The sequence below is a fragment of the Streptomyces sp. NPDC002958 genome, from assembly GCF_055563255.1.
The window spans coordinates 41,554-59,398 of sequence record NZ_JBVHDS010000016.1 but is presented as its reverse complement, the minus strand read 5'-3'; the positions used below and the strand labels follow the sequence as shown (position 1 = coordinate 59,398).

Sequence of the window (17,845 nt, the reverse complement as noted above, 5' to 3'; positions counted from 1 at the left end):
AACGGACCGAGGAGCGAGACCAATGGGCACTGGCGCACTACTACCGGTACGCATGGAGAGTGGAAGAGACCCCAGGAGGTGAGCCACGGTGATGTACTGGAATGGTGGCTGGGCCTGGATGGCCCTCATACCCCTGCTGTGGATCGCATTGATCGGCCTTGCGGTGTGGGCGGTCTTGCGCCTGACGCAGCACTCGGCCGGTCGCCACGACGCCACGGAACACCGAAAAACACCGAGAGACACGCCAGAGGAGATCCTCGACCGCCGCTTCGCCTCCGGCGAGATCGATGCGGAAGCCTACACCGAGGCACGCAAACGTCTCGCCGCCCACCGGCCGGGACCCCGGTAACCAGGCTGCGGGGCCGTTGGCTGCCGCTCACCCTGCTGGTTGCGGCGGTGGTGATGCTGATCGCCTCGATCGTGTGGGCCGCCGACAGTGACGTCGGGTGATCCGGCCCGCTGGCGAAGATGGGCGCAGTCTCCCGCGACGGACCGGTACGCAACCTGGACGGCGCTGAGCGTGCGGCCGGACGCTTCGCCGACCGATGGGACCCGCGTGTCGGAGAAGTCATGGAGTTCAGCAACGGCTACTACGCCGAATTCCTCACGCCTGACGGAAAGGGCGCCACCAAGGTCTTCATCGATCCGGGCAGCGGCAGCGTGCAGGTGAAGTTCGGCCCGGCCATGATGTGGAACGCCGCCTACGGGATGATGCCCGCCCGCCACCAGACCGGCGTCAGCGACATCGTTGGCATGTTGCATGTCAACGCCTGTACCGGCGCGGTCTGGTACCACACCTGGCACGGACCCGCGTCCGCAGCAGCGCGGGTTGCGTCGAGCCCAGCGCCAGGGCGTGCCGCGCAGGGCGCACGCGCCGCCAGGCCATCGACGGGGAACTGACACCTGAGACCGCAGGCGGGCGAATGAGGAAGCGCGGGACCTCGTCGGCGTGCTCGGGGCCGGGCCCGGACGGACCTGCCGACGTCAGATGACACCAGGACAGCCTTACCAGGTGTCACCTCGGTAAGAGCGCCTCAGCTCAGTAATGGGCGGTCAGGGCACCGCCGTTCCACGGTAGCCCCGCCGAGGCGGGAGCCCAGGCAACACCGTGCACGGAGCCCGCGGCCGCGTGTCGGCGGGTTCCTTCTGCACCGAACGACCGGCGAGGGCCGCGACGACGTCGGCTGCGGTCAGCACCCCGGCGAGACGCCCGTCTTCCTCCAGCACCGGCAGGGCGTCGACTTCGGTACAGCTCATGAGGTCGGCTGCGTGGAGTACGGTCTGCTCGACATGTACGAGCGCCGACCTGCGGGCGGGCAGGAGGTCGCCCACGCGCAGGCCGGACAGCGAGGCGGCCGGAGCTGCACAGGCGACCACCACGTCTGCCCTGTCCAGCAGGCCGGCACAGCGGCCGTCCGCACGACCGGAAGGTGCCGGGAGCCGGATCGCTCCAGCAACTCCCAGGCCACAAGCACGGTTTCGTCGACATCGATCGTGACCACAGCGGTGCGCATCACGACGGCGACAGTCCGCGCCAAGACCTCCTGCTCACCGTGGACTACCCCCGGCTGCTGCTCCTCCATGGTCGCCTCCTTCTTGCTTGCGAGCGTCGCCGCGGCGTCACGGGGAGGGCGTCGGCTTCCCTTCCGCCGCGGGGTGGCCGTCCGGCCGCTCGTGCTGATGAAGTACGTCGAGGACCACGGATCCGTCGACGGTCTCGCGAGTGGTGAGCAGACCGGCAAGGGTGTCCAGCGCCTCCCGATGGTCGCGCAGCAGAGCCCCCGCGCGTTCCTCGGCCTCCCGCAGCAGGCGGGCGGTCTCCTCGTCGACGATGCTTTGGGTCTGCTCGGAATAGGGCCGGTGCAGTGTCTCTTCAGTACTCTCGCCGCCGAGGTAGCGGGGGCTCCGGAGCCGTATCCGATGGGGCCGAGGGCCGGGGACAGGCCGAACTCGCGAACCATGCGGGCGGCGAGCTGGGTGGCGCTGGCCAGGTCGTCGGCGGCACCGGTCGAACCCTCGCCGAAGACGACCAGCTCGGCCGCACGGCCGCCCAGCCGGACGGTCAGCAGGTCGGTTAGATGGCCCTCGCTGTACAGGTGCCGCTCGGCCTCCGGGAACTGCTCAGTGACACCCAGCGAAGGCCCGGAGGGCAGGATGGTGACCTTGGCGACCGGGTCGGCGTGCTCGCACAGGGCCGCCATGAGCGCGTGTCCCGATTCATGGACGGCCACGGAATGCCGTTCCTCGGGCAGCAGGGCGTTGGTGGACTCCCGCCGCCCCAGCAGGGTACGCCGCCGGTTCTGGCGGCGACTCGGGGTACGTTCCCAGCAGCTGCGGGACATCGAGGACGGCCTGCTTGCCCTCGTCCGGCACGTCCATGCCGTTCGACCGGGGCTGCGCCCATGGTGGCGGCCCTTCACGTTCGCGCTGCTCAACTAACTGGGCGTGCGACGCGGCCTGCCTCCTCACCTGCGCGTGGGCGCTGGGCATCGGCGTTCCCTGGCGCGGGATCCTAGTGGCATACACGCTCACCCAGATGACGGGCAGCCTGCGGCTGACGCCGGGCGGTCTCGGTGTGGTGGAGGCCGGCCTGACAGCGCTGCTCGCGCTGTACGGGCTGCGCACCGACCAGGCAATCGCGCTCACGCTGCTCTACCGGACGGCGAGCTACTGGGCGCTGCAACCCATCGGCTGGGCGTGCTGGCTCGGTCTGACCTTCAGCTCGCGACGCGCGGACCACCGCGCCGGACCTGACCGGCACACCGGATGAGAGCACCGCCGAATCGTCTCCATGGGGCGCCACGAGAACCTCGTCCGCACTGGTTACCCAGGCACCCGACCGGCCCTCTCGTCGCCTGGCGCCGGTGGCTCACCGGGGTCCGTGCCCCGGTGAGCCACCGGCGAAGCAGTGCTGATCACACGGTCTCGGTCCCTCCGTTCGGGCACGGAGCAGGTATTGCACGCCATGGAGGAGCACCGGACCCAGCGGCTGCCGGTCATCGACGAGCACCGGCTGGCCGGCATGATCACCGAAGCCGACCTCGCCCGGCATCTCCCGGAAAAGCAGTTGGGGCACTTCGTAGCGTCCATCTGCGCGACTCCTTGACCGTGCCGGATGCGCGCCGAGCGGCGTAATCGGGACGCGCTGCTCGCCCAACCATTCCGCGTGCACACTGCGTCGCTCTTCGCGATGCCCCGTGAGGACCGCGGTCCGGTCGATGACCGTCCCAGCGGCAGGTCCGGACGCAGTGCCGGTACCTGTGCCAGGGCGTGGTCGGCGGTGCCGGCATCGTCGAGCAGGAACACGCGGACCGGCCTCTGCGGCACCTGTGTCGCTCATGGTGCCCTCCACGCTGTGGTCCGGCGTGGCGTCCGACCCACCCATCGTGACGCGCAGCCCGCGGGCGCGCCAGGGGGAACGGGCCCGCGCCCGCGCTTCCAGCGTGTACGGCACAAGCCGGCCGTTCGGCCCCTCTTTGCGGTAGCAGAAACGTGGGACGGTTGAGAGACAACCGAAAGGGGGGCGCGCGATGCCTTTCAGCACGGTTTTCTGGCGTTGGCGGCGCAACCCGCTCAGGCGTGGTTCGGACGTCGCGGATCCTGGCTCGTACTGGCCACAGCGGTGCTGATCGCCGTGGCGGCTCCGAGTGCTGGACTGGCCGCCGCGCAAGCGGGAGACGCCGGGGCTCACGAACAAAGTCAGGGATGGCACAGCGTGTCGGTGGTTCTGACCGAGAATCCGCCGGCCGTGATCGGTATCGATTCCCCGGGTGTGGGCGGCGGCAAGGTCCAGGCAACGGTGCGGTGGACGACGCCCGATGGCACTGTCCGGACAGGAGAGACAGCGGTGCCGGCGGACCTTAAAGCTGGCGACCGGACCACCGCATGGCTCGACGGACACGGCACTTTGCTGCGCCACCCCGTCACTCCGGGGGAGGCCAGCGTCGAGGGCATCGGGGTCGGCACCGCGGTCGCGAGCGGCACCTGAGGGCCGTGCCGTACTGCGCGGTGAGCCAGTCTGCCTGAGGCAGGCCCTCGCAGAGTGTGGCCCAGTCAGTGCGGGCATCTGCCAGGTGGCAAGCACGTTTCGACGGCGGGCGTAGTCGACGCGCCAAGGCAGGGTGTCGAGATACAGGGCGAGCTGCTCGGCAACTTCGAAGCGTGTCCACAAGTCGCTGCCGCCGAACTGGTGGCGGAGCTTGTTGAGTGCAGTGCCGGCATGACCTTCGGGGATGTCGAGGGCCATGGGCGCATTCCGCCAGGAGCCGCCAGCGGTCATTTCGACGAGCTTGAGCGGCGCGACGCGCCGCAGATGGCGCACGGTGCAGCTGTTGGCGTGGGGTATGTGGTCGGCAAAGTCCGTTGTGTAGCGGAAGGGGTCGAGGTCGACGAGTTCGAAGCGGCGCTCGTGCTGGCTGGCGGCGTGCTCGTTGGGGCGGCGGCCACGGACCCCCGTCCGGCACGCCCTGTGGGCCAGTAGGCCCAAGTCCGGCACGGCTCACACGGCGCAGTATGGAGGCCGGAGCAAGTCGAGAAGGACCGTTGTCGCGCCGAATGCGAGTCGGTCGTGTGCTTCTGCCGGCGTGGGTGCCGACAGCGGCCGCGTCCCCGGCAGCCTGGACCATTCAGCGGAAGGAAGTCTTGGCCATGACCCAGCACACCAGCACCGAGAAGCCACACAGCAAGCAGTGGAGCGTGCGTCTGGACCTCTTCGAGGAAGGTGACCTCACCAAGGTTCACGCCGTCCTCGACACCGGTGACACCACCCTTCGGAGTCGCGCCTCCGCCCAGCGCAACCCTCACGACACGCCCGTTCCCGAGATCGGCGACGAGTACGCCGCCGGCCGGGCATTGATCGACCTCGGAAACCAGCTGCTCCGCGCCGGAAGCACCGACTCCGCGTCGGGTGACCTTGCCGCGTCCGGTTGAACGGGCGTCGAAAGCAGCCGCCCTGGCTGGTGGGCAGGAAGAGATCCGCCATGGCCGAGCGGTCCCTGCCCCTGGAAGAGCCGCTTCTGCAGGGCTCAGCCGGAGTCGTGGCACCGCCACTGCACAACAGTCGGCCGTGGCACTTCCGCCCGATGTCCAATGCGCTCCGGATGCACGTGGCCCCGATGCGTGCCGTGCCGCACTCCCCTGCGGTCTGCGCAGTTCGCGAACGCTGACCTGCACCGAGGTGCAGGGGCGGCTGTTGCAGTACGGGCGCAACGAGCTACGTCGGCGCGGCGGCCGACGCCGGACCGGTGAGCCGGCGCGCTATTCACACACCCCTCGTTCGCTTTTCAGGTTCGCTCGAAGGTGAGGTCGAGGAAGTGGGCCGAGCATGAGATGCACGGGTCGTGATTGCGGATCGCCCGTTCGCACAGGGTGGTCAGCTCCGCGTCGGTGGGGTCGCCGTCTCCCAGGCGTTCCTGCACGATGCGGCGGAGGTCCTCCTCGACCGCGCCGAGGTTCTGCGCGGTCGGCGGGACTAGGCCGGCGTCGGTGACGGTCCCTTCGGAGTCGAGGGTGTAGCGGTGGTACAGGAGACCGCGCGGCGCCTCGGTCGCCCCATGCCCGGTACCGGCTCGTGAGGGCACGTCGACATAGGGGCGCGGCGGGGGTTCGTAGGCGTCGATGATCCGCAGTGCCTCGTCGGCCGCGTAGAGCACCTCAACCGCCCGGACGATGATGCTACGGAAGGGGTTTCGACAGACAGTGCCCTGCCGGGGGTCGCCGAGTCCGGCATCGTGGGCGGCCTGGAGGGCGATCGGGGACAGCCAGCGGCCGCTGATGGCGTACCGGGCGAGTGAGCCGGTGAGATGGCGGCGGTCGTCCAGCAGGGAGTGGAGGGCGGTGGAGTGGGGTACCTGGCTCTCGGTGACGTGGGCGCCGAAATCGTGGACCCCGAAGGTACGGGTGGGCAGCGCGCGGTCGGACTCGGGGGGGAAGGCCGGCGGTGTGCGGCGCGGCCATGACGGTCGGGGTGCCGGACTCGATGGCGTAGGTGCCGGGCTCGGACAGGGCGAACAGGTCGTTGTCGCAGCCGGCATCGGGGAACTCGAAGCCGGCCACCCAACGCACGGTCTCGGCCGCGTCGTCGCGAGCCCGGTGCAACCGCTCGGCCAGCGGGCGCAGTTCGGCCGTGGTCGGGATGCGGTGGAAGCCACCGAGTTGCACATTGACCGGGTGGATCGCCCGGCCGCCCAGCAGCTCCATGATCGCATTGCCGGCCTGCTTGAGCCGAAGGCCGCGTTCGACGTCGGCACGTCGGGTGCGGGCCATGTCGATGACGCTGTCGCAGCCGAGGAAGTCGGGCGCGTGGAGGAGGTGGATGTGCAGCGTCTGGCTCTCGATCCACTCACCGCAATAGAGCAGTCTCCGTAACGCGGCCAACTGTCCTTCCACGACGACACCGCAGGCGTCCTCGATCGCTCGGCAGGCGCTCAGCTGGTACGCGACCGGGCAGATCCCGCACACCCGGGAGGTGATGTCGGGCGGCTCGGTGTAGGAGCGTCCGCGCAGGAATGCCTCGAAGAAGCGTGGCGGTTCGTAGATCGCCAGCCGGGCCTCTGCAACCTCGGCGCCGTCCATGCGCAAGTACAGTGCGCCCTCGCCCTCGACGCGGGCGAGCGATCCGACGTGCAACACCCTTGAGCCGCGGTGGGTCATCCTTCCAGTTCCTTCCGGGAGGCCGCGTCGAACTCAGGAGCGGCGGTATTGAAGGTGCGCAGCACCCGCACCACGTCGAGAGTGTCCATGCCATCGCGGCGCAGGAGGGGGATGAACGAGGGGAAGTTGGTCGAGTTGGACGGGCCGAAGCAGCCGTAACAGCCACGCCCATACGCGGGGCAGAGCGCACCGCATCCGGCGTGGGTGACCGGCCCCAGACAGGGCGTGCCGTGGGCCACCGTCAGACAGACCGTGCCGCGCTGCTTGCACTCGAAGCAGACACTGTGCGCGGGGACGTCCGGTTTACGGTCGGCCAGGTAGGCGGTGATGACCTCCACCAGTTGGCCACGGTCGATGGGGCAGCCGCGTAGCTCGAAGTCCACCGGGACATGGGCGCTGATGGGTGTGGAGGTGGCGAGCGTCTCGATGTAGTCCGGTCTGGCATAGACAGCAGCCTGGAAGTCGGCGACGTCCGCGTAGTTGCGCAGCGCCTGGACGCCCCCCGCGGTCGCGCACGCCCCGATGGTCACCAACCGCTTGGAGGCGGCCCGGATGTGCTGGATCCGGTCGGCGTCCTGCCGGGTGGTGACCGATCCCTCGATCAGCGACAGGTCGTACGGGCCCGGCGCGTCGGAGCTGGAAGCTTCCAGGAAGTGGGAAATCTCCACCCTCTCGGCGATGCCGAGGAGCTCGTCCTCGCAGTCCAGCAAGGTGAGCTGGCATCCGTCGCAGGAAGCGAACTTCCAGACGGCGAGTTTCAGGTGTTCGCTCGCGGTCATTTCACAACTCCCTGACCATGAGAAGGGGTTGGGCCTTGGTCCAGCTGACGACGGGGCCGTCGCGGCAGAGCAGGAGGGGGCCGAGCTGGCAGTGCCCGCAGTGGCCGGTGGCACAGTGCATATTGCGTTCCAGCGAGACCCGGATCAGCCCCGGATCGACGCCGCGGTGCACCAGCTCGCCGGCGGTGGCCCGGATCATCGGCTCGGGGCCGCAGATGAACGCCGCCGACGCCCCGGGGCCGAAGGCGGCCCGGTCGAGCAGGGTCGTGACGACACCCACGTCGCCCTGCCACAGCGGGTCCGCGCGGTCCACGGCGGTCAAGACCCGGGCAGCCGGCTGCCAGCCGCGAACGTCCTCGCCGTAGAGCAGCTCGTGGGGCGTGCGCGCTCCGATGAGAACGTTCAGCCGTCCGTACCGCTCGGGTGCGGCGAGCGCGTCGCGTACGAGCGGGCGCAGCGGCGCCAGACCGATACCTCCAGCCACGACGAGCAGGTCGTTCCCGGCTGCGGCGGGGAGTTCCCAGCCGGTGCCGAACGGACCGCGCACTCCGACGGTGTCACCACGCCGCAGCCCGTGCAGCGCGCCGGAGACCGCTCCGACCGTGCGGACGGTGTGCGTCAGCCGGTGCCCATCGATCCCGGAGACCGACAACGGGATGTCGCCGACACCGAAGGCGTACACCATCGCGAACTGCCCAGGAACGAAAGGGGGCAGGGCCGAGCGGACCGGTTCCAGGACGATCGTGGCGGCGTCGGGCGTCTCGGCCTCGCGTTCCACCACCCGGTACGGAATGGGGACAGCTCCCGGCCGAGCAGTCAATGGCGCGGAAGCCGTCATCACGACTCACCGACGTCGGGGGGCCCGTACAGATCCAACAGACGGATGCGGGTGGACTTCAGCCGCCGTGCGATCACCTGCGCAACGCAGTTGGTCAACGCCAGGCCGAACGACGGATCCTCCTCGCACGCAGCTCGGACCCGCGCCGCGTCGAACTCGGACGCCGAAACGGTGCTGCGGGCCTGCGCGCCGAGGTGCCAGCGGTAGGGCTCGAACAACCAGGACCAGCCCAGCAGATCGCCTTCACCAAGGGTCTCCAGGACTGCCTCGCGCCGGGCCGGGACGTGGACGTCGAGCGCGACGAGCCCGGAACGGATGATCCAGAACCGGTCGGCGACGCCGTCCTCCTCGAAGATGCGGGTGCCACCGGGGAAGGAGACATCGTGGGCGAACATGACCAGCCGCTCGCGGTGGCCAGGCGACAGGGCCCCGAGAAACCCGTGGCGAACAACGGTCATGGCGGGCCCTCCCCCATCTCCTGCCGGGCGGCCTCCCGTTCCAGGTTCAGCGCATGGGCCTCCTCGGTGATGTCGATACCGACCGGGCACCACACGATGCAGCGCCCGCAGCCGACGCACCCGGAGCTGTCGAACTGGTCGTACCAGGTGCCGAGTTTGTGGGTGGCCCACTGCCGGTAGCGACTACGCGGGGAGTTACGGACCGGACCCGCCTGCAGATGGGAGAAATCCAGGTCGAAGCAGGACTCCCAGCGCCGCCACCGCTCGGCGTGGTCTCCGGTGAGGTCCGTGACGTCCTCGGTGGTGGTGCAGAAGCAGGTCGGGCAGACCATGGTGCAGTTTCCGCATGTCAGGCAGCGGGCCGCGACGTCGTCCCAGCGCTCGGCCGTAAGGGTCTCGCGCATCAGCACCTGCAGGTCCACCAGCGGCATGCTGCGGCCCATGCGATCCGCCGCGTCGGCGACACGCTCACTCGCCGCGGTCCGGGTCGCGGTGTCGGCGGAGCGGTGGGGCAGCTCGGCCAGGACCGACTCTCCCTCCTCGCTCCCGGTCCGCACCAGGAAGCGGTGGCCGTCGGAATCGAGCACCTCGGTCAGCGCCAGGTCGTAGCCGGGCCCCACGGCCGGCCCCGTGCCCATGGACACGCAGAAACAGGTGGCACCCGGCTCGGTACACTCCACCGCCACCAGGAAGGCCCGCTCACGACGCCCACGGTACGCCGGGTCGCTGTACATCCCGCCGGTCAGCACCCGGTCCTGGATCTCGATTGCCCGCAGGTCGCAGGGGCGCACGCCGAGGAACGCGTACGACGACGACGGTGTCCGGTCCTCAGTCACCACCAGCTCGCCGTCGGCACCGCGATCGGCTGTCCACTGCCGCTCCCGCGGCGGGTGCAGAAACGTCTTCCAGGACTGAGGGCCCGCGCTGTGCGCGAACACGGCGCCGTCCTCGCGGGCACGCAACCGGTAGACGCCTGCCTCCAACTCGACTCCCCAGCCGTAGGGGAGTTCCGCACCACCGGAGATCTCGGACAGGACGATCGCCCCGTCGCGTACGGTCGGTCCCACGACCGTACGGCCACGCCCGGCCAGGACCGTGATCAGCGCATCCAGGCCGTCCTTGTCGATCACCGCGGCCGTGCCGCCGTCGTCCGCCATCGCCAACCTCCCGACGCCGCCGATGATGCCTTCCCGGCCAGTATGCGCACGGACCTGCGGCCCGGCATGGGCCGACCGGCCCCTGCGTGGTCCAGGTGGCTGCGTCCGTCACCCCGAACGGACCCCACGCGGACCCGGTACAACTGGCGAGCCCGTCCGGCGGGAAGGGGCAAGTGCGTGAACCTCACTACGCGGATCGCCGTCATCGGCGTCGGGAACGAGTTCCGCCACGACGACGGTGTGGGCTGGGCCGTCGTGGCCCAGATGGCAAAACGGGCCGAGGAACGACCGTTGCCGAGCGGGACCGCCCTTCTGGTGTGCGACGGCGACCCCGCCCGACTGATCGCCCTGTGGGAAGACGCCGACCTCGCCATCGTGGTGGACGCCGCACACGCACACCCCGGGCATCCCGGTCGGCTACATCGCCTGAAACTGGACAATGGGCAGCTGTCGCAGACAGGCAGTGCGACGAGTTCCCACGGGCTCGGGCTCGGCGACGCCGTCGAACTCGCCCGCGAACTGGACCGCCTACCCGGACAACTGGTCGTCTACGCCGTCGAGGGAGCCAACAGCAGCCTGGGCATCGGCCTGTCAGCACCCGTCGCAGCCATCGTGGAACCGCTCGCCGAGCGGATCGCGGAAGAAATGGCGCTGCACGTGGGTTCCGCCGGCAGCCGATAGGCGCGAACTGGCTGCGTTCGACGTGTACGTTCCCTTTCGCACAGCCATCTCCTACGCCAGAGCGATTCCGCGCCCCGGGTCACCCGGCGCCCCCGGCCACGGGCGGATGCATCACACCCACCAGCCCTACGGCCACGGCAGCGAAGCCCGTTCGGCGCTGTCGCTTGACTTCAGGCATGGTCTCCTCCATAACGTCATCCCATGTCGGACAGGAAAGGCTCGGGGGAGCCCGGAAAGCTGCCGCGCTCGCTGTACGAGCGAGAGCTGTACCGGCTCCAGACCGAGCTCGTGAAGCTCCAGGAGTGGGTACGCGTCGAAGGCGCACGGCTCGTCGTGGTGTTCGAGGGACGTGACGCGGCGGGCAAAGGGAGCACGATCAAACGCGTCACCGAACACCTCAATCCCCGAGTGGCACGCATCGTCGCTCTGCCGCGGCCCACCGAACGCGAGCGCGGCCAGTGGTATTTCCAGCGCTACGCCGAGCATCTTCCAGCCGCGGGGGAAGTGGTCCTGCTCGACCGGAGTTGGTACAACCGCGCGGGCGTCGAGCGCGTCATGGGTTTTTGCACCATGGAGGAATACCAACGGTTCCTTCGCCAGTGCCCGATCTTCGAACGGATGCTGGTGGAGGACGGCATTCTGTTGCGCAAGTACTGGTTCTCGGTGAGTGACGCGGTGCAGGAGGAGCGGTTCCGACGTCGGCTGCGGGATCCCACCCGCCGGTGGAAACTCTCGCCGATGGACCTGGAGTCGATCACCCGATGGGAGGCCTACTCGCGGGCGAAGGACGAAATGTTCGTCCATACCGACATCATGGAGGCTCCGTGGTACGTCGTCGAGAGCGACGACAAACGCCGGGCCCGGCTGAACATGATCGCCCATCTCCTGTCGACCGTGCCGTACGAAGCAGTCGCTCCGCCGGTGATCGAACTGCCTCGGCGGCCTCCAGCCACCGGGTACCAACGACCGCCGAGGAACCTTCAGACGTACGTCCCCGACCACGCGTCGCAACTCAGGAAGTGAGGCGAGGCGTCTCGCACGAACGAGCCGCCAGAGGTACGACAGCCACCGGACAGTCGGCGTGGTGGAGCAAGGTATGAGCAACTCGGCCGAGCTGGAGTCCGAGGTGGCCGCGGCGGCGATGCGCTCCGACAACGATCAGGTCCGCAGCGGCCGAGCGCCGGACCAGCACTTTTGCGGCCGTTCCCTCGACCGCCGCCGAGTGCAGCCGGACCGCCGGGTGATCGCGTACGGACTCGGCCACCGCTTCGTCGATCAGGGTCGCCGCACGTTCCTTGTGGTACAGGTGCTCACTGGCAGTACGCCGGGGGTCGGCGCGGTCGCGCGAGGGACAGCGCCAGGCATGTACGGCATCCAGCTCGCAGCCCCTCGCCCCAGCCTCGTGGAAGGCGAACCGGACCGCCGCCCCTCCCCTGTCCGGTTCCCCGATACACACGAGGATCCGCCCGTGCGCGCCTGCGACTCCGGCCCTGTCACCGCGCACGACGACGACGGGACAAGGGGCCCGGGCAGCCACGGCCAGGCTGACCGAGCCGAGCAGAAGTCCGGTGAGCCCGCCACGGCCTCGCTCCCCGATGATCAGCGCCTCGGCATTGCGTCCCTCGCGCAAAAGGGCGATCACCGCCTCCTCGGGCGTCACCTCGACCGAGACGTCGACGTCCGGATGACGGCAACGGGCACGCTCAGCAGCAGTTTCGACGATGCTGTCGGCGAGCGCCTGCTCCGAAGGGCGGCCCAGGCTGAGCGCCGGCGCGGCGCCCTCGTACTGCTCCCACCTGGACGCGTACACCAGCCGCAGCGGCAGCCCATGAAGAGCCGCCTCATCGACGGCCCAGTCGACTGCCCGCAGGCTGGTCTCCGATCCGTCCACACCCGCGACCAGGAGCAACTTCATCACTTCCACCGCCTTCCACTCGACCGGGCAAGAAGTACCTGCCCTCACAGTCGCACTGGAGCGCGGTCGTTCGTGAGGACCGGTTCGGCCCGAATACGGAACGTTCGGCCCCCCTTCGTGGTCCGGCCGGTCCGCACGCACGACGTGCTCTTCGGCAGCGGCAGAAGAGACTCGGCGATGCTGGTTGCCACCTCGGCGTCCGGCTGGCCCACGAGACGCAGGAGGCCGATAGTGGAGGGAGGAGTGCGGGGTGGTGCGGCGCGAGCGCGCGGCGGCCAGGCGGCAGACCCGTAAGGGATGACGCGACGGGGAGGAAGGTGCCGTCGATGTCGAATGCAACGAGCACCGACCTCTACGAGGTCACGATGGCTCAGTCGTATCTGAGCGAGGGCATGACACGTTCGGCGACGTTCAGTCTGTTCGTGCGCATTCTGCCGCCGGACCGAGGTTTCCTTGTCTGTGCCGGGCTGGATTCGGTCCTCGATTTCCTCTCCGCCTATCATGTGGACGCAGATGACGTGGACGTCTTCGCCTCCGTGCTGGGACGGCAGCCCGAGGATCTGGCACCGCTGCTCGGCCTGGAATTCAGAGGCGAAGTCCGGGCAGTACCCGAAGGGCACATCGTGCTGGCCGGAGAACCCCTGCTGGAAATCACTGCACCCCTCCCTCAGGCCCAGCTCGTCGAAACCTACGTACTCAACCAGCTCAACCACCAGACCTCCGTCGCCTCCAAATGTGCCCGGTGTGTCCTGGCCGCGGACGGACACCCGGTCGTGGACTTCTCCCTGCGCCGCACTCATGGCATCGAAGCCGGACACCAGGCCGCCCGGCTGGGTGCCATGGTCGGCTTCGCCGGAACCAGCAATGTGGCGGCGGCTCACTCCGAGGGCCTGACCGCTGTCGGCACGATGGCCCACTCATACATCGAAGCGTTCGGTACCGAGGAGGACGCGTTCCGGGCCTTCGCCCGGTCCCATCCGGGCCCTGTGACGTTTCTCGTGGACACCTACGACACTGTGAGAGGCGTGGCGACAGCAGCGCGTGTACTGCGCGATCTGGGCCTCGGCCCGGGGTGCGCCATCCGGCTGGACAGCGGTGACCTCGGAGCCCTGGCCGTACAGGCGCGGACCATCCTCGATGCCGCCGGCCTCCGGAAGACACGGATCGTGGCGAGCGGTGGTCTCGACGAGTTCGCCGTGGACAGCCTGGTCCGCTCCGAAGCGCCCATCGATACGTACGCGGTCGGCACCCGGATCGGCGTCTGCGCAGATGCCCCCTACCTGGATTCCGCATACAAGCTGGTCGAGTACGACAGCCGACCCGTGATGAAACTGTCCTCGGCCAAGGTGACGGCGCCGGGGCGCAAGCAGGTGTTCCGAAGACCGGGATACGCGGATCTCATAGCCCTCGTCGACGAGCAGCCGCCGCCGGATGGCGTCCCGCTGCTTGAGTCGGTCATGCGGGAGGGGCGACGCGTTTCAGAACGTGCAGAGCTGGACACGGCCCGGCGAAGGTTCATGACCGACCTCGCCGCACTGCCGCCCGGGGCCCGCACCATACGGGCGCCCGCCGCGCCGAAGGCGGAACTCTCAGGACACCTCAGCTCACTCGTCGTAGATGTCCGTCGATACATCGAGAAGAATCTGATGGGGGACGCTCACGGAGCCGTCTGATCAGATCTCGCAATCGGGTGCAAGGAGTGACCTCGGCCAGCAGATCCGTCAGATGAGCTCTCCAGCCCAGGGCCGGACGGGACCTCGGGAGGGCCCGGTGGACCCATGTCCGTGAACCGGCTGTCCGGCGATGCTGAAGCCGGAGGCTACAGAGGAGGCCACCGATGAGCGCTTCTCCGACTCGCATCACCGCAGCCCTGCCTGCTCAGTACCGTGCCCGCCTGATGCAGATCGGGCAGGAGGTCAATTTCGCCCAGGGAACCCGCCTCTTCCAAGAAGGAGACCACGCAGACCGCTTCTGGATCCTGCGCTCGGGCACCGTCACGCTGGACATCCGCGTACCCGGCAGCCCCCCGGCAGCGATCGAAAGCCTCGGCTCCGGCGAACTGGTCGGCTGGGCCTGGCTGTTCGAGCCCTACATCTGGCACCTCGGCGCAGAGGCCATGACACCTGTCCGTACCCATGAGTTCGACGCGACGACCGTACGCATGATGATGGACGCGGACCCCGCCTTCGGCTCGGCCATCGGCCACTGGGTCGGGCAGGTACTCGCCCACCGATTGCAGGCCACTCGGATCCGTCTGCTCGATCTCTACGCCCCTCACGGCAGCGGCGGGTTTGTGTGAGCACGCCGCCCTGCCACCACCCAAGAGTCACGCCCGAGGAGCACCCCATGGTTGCATTCCGGTACACCGTCAGCGACGTCATGACCCACACCGCTGTGGCCATCGGCCGCGAGGCCTCGTACAAGGAAATCGTCGAGCTGATGCATCAATGGAAAGTCAGCGCCGTGCCAGTCCTCGAAGGCGAGGGCCGCGTCGTCGGGGTCGTCTCCGAGGCGGACCTGCTGCCGAAGGAGGAATTCCGGCAGGACGCCCCGAAGCTGCCCGACCAGCTGGAGGAGGCGTCAAAGGCCGACGCGGTGCTGGCCGAGGAGCTGATGTCGAGTCCGGCCGTCACCGTCCACCCTGACGCCACGCTCGACGAGGCCGCCCGCATCATGGCGCGCAAGCGAGTGAAACGACTGCCCGTCGTGAACAATCTCGGCATGCTGGAGGGCGTCGTGAGCCGCAGCGACCTGTTGAAGGTGTTCCTGCGCTCGGACGAGGAGATCGACGAGGAGATCCGATCCGCTGTTGTCGCCGGACTCTCTCCCTCGGACCGGGTGGAATTCTCTGTGCTGGATGGTGTCGTCACCCTGCGGGGAGCTCTCCGGAACCGTTCCCTGGTGCCACTTCTGGCTCGGGCCATTCGCGCGGTGGAAGGCGTCGTGGACGTGCGCATGGAACTTGGCTGAAGTTCCCTCCAGGCACTGCGTCCCACAACAGCCGGTCCGGCTCCGCCGTGCGGGCGGTCGCGACCAGCAGGGGTATCGACTGGGTGCAGTTCCCTCCGGCGGAGTGAACACGCGACTTCTACGCTGTGGGGGCAGTGTCGTGACAGCGCTGCTACTGAACCCCGGCCGGGCCGTACCAGTCTCCTTGATCAAGCCGACTGTCGCCACCGTCGTAAACCATGCGCTGTGAACCCCACGGCGTGGAGAGCCGGGCGAGCTGAAACGCTGCGCCTGCACGAAGACCTCGGCCCTCGACGTTCCGAGTGGCTCTTCTTCGTTGTGTCGGAAACACTGGAACGGTTTCTGGGACTGCAGCCGATGGGGGGACGTTTCCAGGAGGACTCAGATGGCCACAAGGCGACAATTCATCAAGGCCGGCCTTGTCTGCGGAAGCTGCCTCTTCATCCCCACCGGGTCTACCTTCGCACGGGTCTGGTCGGGGATCCCCAGCCGTGTACTGGACCCGACGCGCATCGACAAGTACGTCACCGAGCTCGCCGTCCCGCCGGTCATGCCCTGGGCCGAGAGAGACGAGGCAGGACGCGTCGACCACTACACGATCGGTGTTCGGCAGTTGCGGCAGCAGCTCCTGCCGGCCGGTATGCCGGCCACAACGGTGTGGGGATACGGGTCGACCCGGCATCCGGGAAGCTTCTCCTACCCGTCACACACCGTCGAGGCGACCTTCGGCCGGGCCATACGGGTCACGTGGGTGAACCAGCTGCTCGACCGCCACGGCAACCATCTGCCTCACCTGCTGCCGGTGGACCCCACACTGCACTGGGCCAACCCCGAAGGCGGCATTTCACGGCGTGATACGCGACCGGCCTTCACCTCGACGGCCGGCCCCTATACCGGACCCGTGCCGATCGTGACCCACCTGCACGGGGGGCACAACACGCAGGAGAGCGACGGCTACCCCGAGGCGTGGTATCTACCCCGCGCATCCGACATCCCCGACGGATACGCACGGGTGGGCTCCTTCTATGAACACTTCAAGACGATTTTCGAGAACCAGTTGGACGCAGCCTGGGAGCCTGGAGCCGCCGTATTCCAGTACGCCAACCAGGAGCGTGCCGCCACCTCCTGGTTCCATGACCATGCCCTGGGGGTCACTCGGCTGAACGTCTACGCGGGGCTGGCGGGCTTCTACCTCCTGCGCGGCGGGCCCTCCGACCTCCCGGACGGTGTACTTCCGGGGCCGGCGCCGAAACTCGGCGACCCCCCGGGAAGGCACTACTACGAGATCCCGGTCGTCATTCAGGACCGGTCGTTCTCGACCGACGGTAGCCTGTTCTACCCGGCGAGCCGCGCATCATTCGACCACTTCACCGGGCCCTACATCCCGGACAGTGACATCTCCCCCATCTGGAACCCGGAGTTCTTCGGCAACACGATGGTGACCAACGGCCGTACCTGGCCCGCTCTCTCTGTCGAGCCGCGCCGATACCGCCTGCGGTTCCTCAACGGCTGCAACGCACGCTTCCTGATCCTGAAGATCGTCACAGACCCGATGGCCCCTCGTCCCGCAGACCCGGTGCTCCCCTTCTGGCAGATCGGTTCGGAGGGAGGCTTCCTGCCCGCACCCGTGCAGCGCGACCAACTGCTCACCGCCCCCGCCGAACGCGCCGACGTCGTCGTCGACTTCACCTCGATCCCGGTCGGAACTGATCTGTACCTCATCAACGAGGGCCCCGACGAGCCGTTCAGGGGCGGGAGAGCAGGCACAGACTTCCGGCCGGCGGCCCCCGGGACCACCGGACAGGTAATGAAATTCACGGTGGCACGACCGCTCACTACGCCTGACAGGACCGTGCCCCCTGCTCACCTCACCCTTCCGCCGTTCGAACCACTGGGTCCAGCGAGCCACACGCGGCAAGTCTCCCTGCAGGAGCAGAACTCCGCGGTCCTGCGGGGCGTGGGCCCCCGAATGGTGATGCTCGGCACCGTGGACCGGCACGGAAACCCGACCCCCATGGGATGGGGCGATCCCATCACGGAGAACCCGGCACTCGGGGCGACCGAGATCTGGGAAATACACAACTCCACCGCCGATGCCCACCCGATCCACATCCACGAGGTTCAGTTCCAGGTCGTCGACCGGCAGAGCACCGGGCACAGCGCAAGACCTCCAGAGCCCGGGGAGAGCGGTTTCAAGGACACGGTGATCGCCTATCCGCACGCCATCACCCGGGTCAAGGCCACCTTCGACCGGGCGGGACAGTACGTGTGGCACTGCCACATGCTGGAACACGAGGACAACGAGATGATGCGGCCCTACCGTGTCGGCCCTCGCTGAACACCAAGGCACCTCGCTCCACGCTGCCATCGCTATGTGACGGTGACCGATTCAGTCA

Annotated in this window: 20 protein-coding genes and 2 pseudogenes; 13 read left to right on the top strand and 9 right to left on the bottom strand. The window is 68.5% G+C overall.

Translation table 11 applies throughout. The features are described 5' to 3' along the window. Positions 1-118 precede the first annotated feature (118 nt). Together ACZ3IC_RS24330 and ACZ3IC_RS24325 are read left to right on the top strand one after the other, a co-directional pair. Entirely contained in the window at positions 119-349 is a 231-nt protein-coding gene (locus tag ACZ3IC_RS24330) for an SHOCT domain-containing protein (RefSeq protein WP_467419130.1), read from the top strand. Between the two features lie 221 nt (positions 350-570). Next, positions 571-900 carry a hypothetical protein gene (locus tag ACZ3IC_RS24325; RefSeq protein WP_467419128.1) on the top strand — a complete coding sequence of 110 codons (330 nt, stop codon included), beginning with the start codon at positions 571-573 and terminating at the stop codon, positions 898-900. Between the two features lie 153 nt (positions 901-1,053). Here ACZ3IC_RS24325 and ACZ3IC_RS24320 read toward each other — a convergent pair whose 3' ends face one another. From ACZ3IC_RS24320 to ACZ3IC_RS24310, 3 genes and pseudogenes are all read right to left on the bottom strand, one after another. Further along, positions 1,054-1,332, bottom strand: a complete 279-nt coding sequence (locus ACZ3IC_RS24320) for a CBS domain-containing protein (protein ID WP_467419126.1) — start codon at positions 1,330-1,332, stop codon at positions 1,054-1,056. Positions 1,333-1,620: 288 nt separating this feature from the next. After that, positions 1,621-1,809: a hypothetical protein gene (locus ACZ3IC_RS24315; RefSeq protein ID WP_467419253.1), complete on the bottom strand. Its 189-nt coding sequence runs from the start codon at positions 1,807-1,809 to the stop codon at positions 1,621-1,623. Positions 1,810-1,964: 155 nt separating this feature from the next. After that, a pseudogene (locus ACZ3IC_RS24310) lies at positions 1,965-2,201 on the bottom strand (ATP-dependent zinc metalloprotease FtsH); the annotation flags it as partial. A gap of 176 nt (positions 2,202-2,377) precedes the next feature. On the opposite strand from ACZ3IC_RS24310, the gene ACZ3IC_RS24305 reads away from it, so the two are divergent. The 5 genes from ACZ3IC_RS24305 to ACZ3IC_RS24285 all read left to right on the top strand — a co-directional run bounded on the left by ACZ3IC_RS24305 (position 2,378) and on the right by ACZ3IC_RS24285 (position 4,929). Next, positions 2,378-2,770: a lysylphosphatidylglycerol synthase transmembrane domain-containing protein gene (locus ACZ3IC_RS24305; RefSeq protein WP_467419251.1), complete on the top strand. Its 393-nt coding sequence runs from the start codon at positions 2,378-2,380 to the stop codon at positions 2,768-2,770. A 138-nt stretch (positions 2,771-2,908) separates the two neighbouring features. After that, on the top strand, positions 2,909-3,106 hold the full coding sequence (locus ACZ3IC_RS24300; protein ID WP_467419123.1) for a CBS domain-containing protein: 198 nt from the start codon (positions 2,909-2,911) through the stop codon (positions 3,104-3,106). Between the two features lie 450 nt (positions 3,107-3,556). Then, a complete protein-coding gene (locus ACZ3IC_RS24295) occupies positions 3,557-3,988 on the top strand; it encodes an Rv1733c family protein (RefSeq protein ID WP_467419121.1) in 432 nt (143 codons plus the stop codon). A 54-nt stretch (positions 3,989-4,042) separates the two neighbouring features. Next, complete coding sequence (locus tag ACZ3IC_RS24290) at positions 4,043-4,480, top strand: hypothetical protein (RefSeq protein ID WP_467419118.1); 438 nt, start codon at positions 4,043-4,045, stop codon at positions 4,478-4,480. A gap of 167 nt (positions 4,481-4,647) precedes the next feature. After that, entirely contained in the window at positions 4,648-4,929 is a 282-nt protein-coding gene (locus ACZ3IC_RS24285) for a DUF1876 domain-containing protein (protein ID WP_467419117.1), read from the top strand. 353 nt (positions 4,930-5,282) lie between these two features. On the opposite strand, the pseudogene ACZ3IC_RS24280 reads toward ACZ3IC_RS24285, so the two are convergent. From ACZ3IC_RS24280 to ACZ3IC_RS24260, 5 genes and pseudogenes are all read right to left on the bottom strand, one after another. After that, positions 5,283-6,651, bottom strand: a pseudogene (locus tag ACZ3IC_RS24280) (Ni/Fe hydrogenase subunit alpha). Further along, a complete protein-coding gene (locus tag ACZ3IC_RS24275) occupies positions 6,648-7,430 on the bottom strand; it encodes an NADH-quinone oxidoreductase subunit B family protein (RefSeq protein WP_467419116.1) in 783 nt (260 codons plus the stop codon). Before ACZ3IC_RS24275 ends, ACZ3IC_RS24280 begins: the two are co-directional and overlap by 4 nt. 1 nt (position 7,431) lies before the next feature. Further along, positions 7,432-8,268 (bottom strand): FAD/NAD(P)-binding protein, encoded by an 837-nt coding sequence (locus tag ACZ3IC_RS24270; protein ID WP_467419113.1) that lies wholly within the window; start codon positions 8,266-8,268, stop codon positions 7,432-7,434. Then, positions 8,268-8,726, bottom strand: a complete 459-nt coding sequence (locus ACZ3IC_RS24265; RefSeq protein WP_467419111.1) for a Crp/Fnr family transcriptional regulator — start codon at positions 8,724-8,726, stop codon at positions 8,268-8,270. Before ACZ3IC_RS24265 ends, ACZ3IC_RS24270 begins: the two co-directional genes overlap by 1 nt. Then, positions 8,723-9,883, bottom strand: a complete 1,161-nt coding sequence (locus ACZ3IC_RS24260) for a 4Fe-4S dicluster domain-containing protein (protein ID WP_467419109.1) — start codon at positions 9,881-9,883, stop codon at positions 8,723-8,725. Before ACZ3IC_RS24260 ends, ACZ3IC_RS24265 begins: the two co-directional genes overlap by 4 nt. 177 nt (positions 9,884-10,060) lie before the next feature. Between ACZ3IC_RS24260 and ACZ3IC_RS24255 the strand changes: the two genes are divergently transcribed. Next, positions 10,061-10,564: a hydrogenase maturation protease gene (locus ACZ3IC_RS24255; protein ID WP_467419106.1), complete on the top strand. Its 504-nt coding sequence runs from the start codon at positions 10,061-10,063 to the stop codon at positions 10,562-10,564. 201 nt (positions 10,565-10,765) lie between these two features. Next, complete coding sequence (ppk2, locus tag ACZ3IC_RS24250) at positions 10,766-11,587, top strand: polyphosphate kinase 2 (RefSeq protein WP_351254577.1); 822 nt, start codon at positions 10,766-10,768, stop codon at positions 11,585-11,587. Here the strand turns inward: ppk2 and ACZ3IC_RS24245 are convergent. After that, a complete protein-coding gene (locus tag ACZ3IC_RS24245) occupies positions 11,577-12,479 on the bottom strand; it encodes a universal stress protein (protein ID WP_467419249.1) in 903 nt (300 codons plus the stop codon). The genes ppk2 and ACZ3IC_RS24245 overlap by 11 nt on opposite strands. Positions 12,480-12,805: 326 nt before the next feature. Between ACZ3IC_RS24245 and ACZ3IC_RS24240 the strand changes: the two genes are divergently transcribed. The 4 genes from ACZ3IC_RS24240 (at position 12,806) to ACZ3IC_RS24225 (ending at position 17,787) form a co-directional block, all read left to right on the top strand. Next, positions 12,806-14,152: a nicotinate phosphoribosyltransferase gene (locus ACZ3IC_RS24240; protein WP_467419103.1), complete on the top strand. Its 1,347-nt coding sequence runs from the start codon at positions 12,806-12,808 to the stop codon at positions 14,150-14,152. Positions 14,153-14,316: 164 nt separating this feature from the next. Then, positions 14,317-14,778, top strand: coding sequence for a cyclic nucleotide-binding domain-containing protein (locus ACZ3IC_RS24235; protein WP_351254583.1), 462 nt, complete (start codon positions 14,317-14,319; stop codon positions 14,776-14,778). Between the two features lie 47 nt (positions 14,779-14,825). Continuing rightward, the gene (locus tag ACZ3IC_RS24230) at positions 14,826-15,449 is read left to right on the top strand and encodes a CBS domain-containing protein (RefSeq protein ID WP_467419099.1); all 624 of its coding nucleotides are present in this window, start codon (positions 14,826-14,828) and stop codon (positions 15,447-15,449) included. A 385-nt stretch (positions 15,450-15,834) separates the two neighbouring features. Beyond that, positions 15,835-17,787 carry a multicopper oxidase family protein gene (locus tag ACZ3IC_RS24225; protein ID WP_467419097.1) on the top strand — a complete coding sequence of 651 codons (1,953 nt, stop codon included), beginning with the start codon at positions 15,835-15,837 and terminating at the stop codon, positions 17,785-17,787. Positions 17,788-17,845: the final 58 nt, after the last annotated feature.

What these genes read in the sequence shown, in the direction of transcription:
- ACZ3IC_RS24260 (WP_467419109.1), bottom strand. Translation starts at nt 9,883, where the DNA reads ATGGCGGACGACGGCGGCACGGCCGCGGTGATCGACAAGGACGGCCTG.
- ACZ3IC_RS24225 (WP_467419097.1), top strand. Translation starts at nt 15,835, where the DNA reads ATGGCCACAAGGCGACAATTCATCAAGGCCGGCCTTGTCTGCGGAAGC.
- ACZ3IC_RS24285 (WP_467419117.1), top strand. Translation starts at nt 4,648, where the DNA reads ATGACCCAGCACACCAGCACCGAGAAGCCACACAGCAAGCAGTGGAGC.
- ACZ3IC_RS24305 (WP_467419251.1), top strand. Translation starts at nt 2,378, where the DNA reads ATGCCGTTCGACCGGGGCTGCGCCCATGGTGGCGGCCCTTCACGTTCG.
- ACZ3IC_RS24240 (WP_467419103.1), top strand. Translation starts at nt 12,806, where the DNA reads ATGTCGAATGCAACGAGCACCGACCTCTACGAGGTCACGATGGCTCAG.
- ACZ3IC_RS24230 (WP_467419099.1), top strand. Translation starts at nt 14,826, where the DNA reads ATGGTTGCATTCCGGTACACCGTCAGCGACGTCATGACCCACACCGCT.
- ppk2 (WP_351254577.1), top strand. Translation starts at nt 10,766, where the DNA reads ATGTCGGACAGGAAAGGCTCGGGGGAGCCCGGAAAGCTGCCGCGCTCG.
- ACZ3IC_RS24270 (WP_467419113.1), bottom strand. Translation starts at nt 8,268, where the DNA reads ATGACGGCTTCCGCGCCATTGACTGCTCGGCCGGGAGCTGTCCCCATT.
- ACZ3IC_RS24325 (WP_467419128.1), top strand. Translation starts at nt 571, where the DNA reads ATGGAGTTCAGCAACGGCTACTACGCCGAATTCCTCACGCCTGACGGA.
- ACZ3IC_RS24245 (WP_467419249.1), bottom strand. Translation starts at nt 12,479, where the DNA reads ATGAAGTTGCTCCTGGTCGCGGGTGTGGACGGATCGGAGACCAGCCTG.
- ACZ3IC_RS24265 (WP_467419111.1), bottom strand. Translation starts at nt 8,726, where the DNA reads ATGACCGTTGTTCGCCACGGGTTTCTCGGGGCCCTGTCGCCTGGCCAC.
- ACZ3IC_RS24330 (WP_467419130.1), top strand. Translation starts at nt 119, where the DNA reads ATGGCCCTCATACCCCTGCTGTGGATCGCATTGATCGGCCTTGCGGTG.
- ACZ3IC_RS24275 (WP_467419116.1), bottom strand. Translation starts at nt 7,430, where the DNA reads ATGACCGCGAGCGAACACCTGAAACTCGCCGTCTGGAAGTTCGCTTCC.
- ACZ3IC_RS24235 (WP_351254583.1), top strand. Translation starts at nt 14,317, where the DNA reads ATGAGCGCTTCTCCGACTCGCATCACCGCAGCCCTGCCTGCTCAGTAC.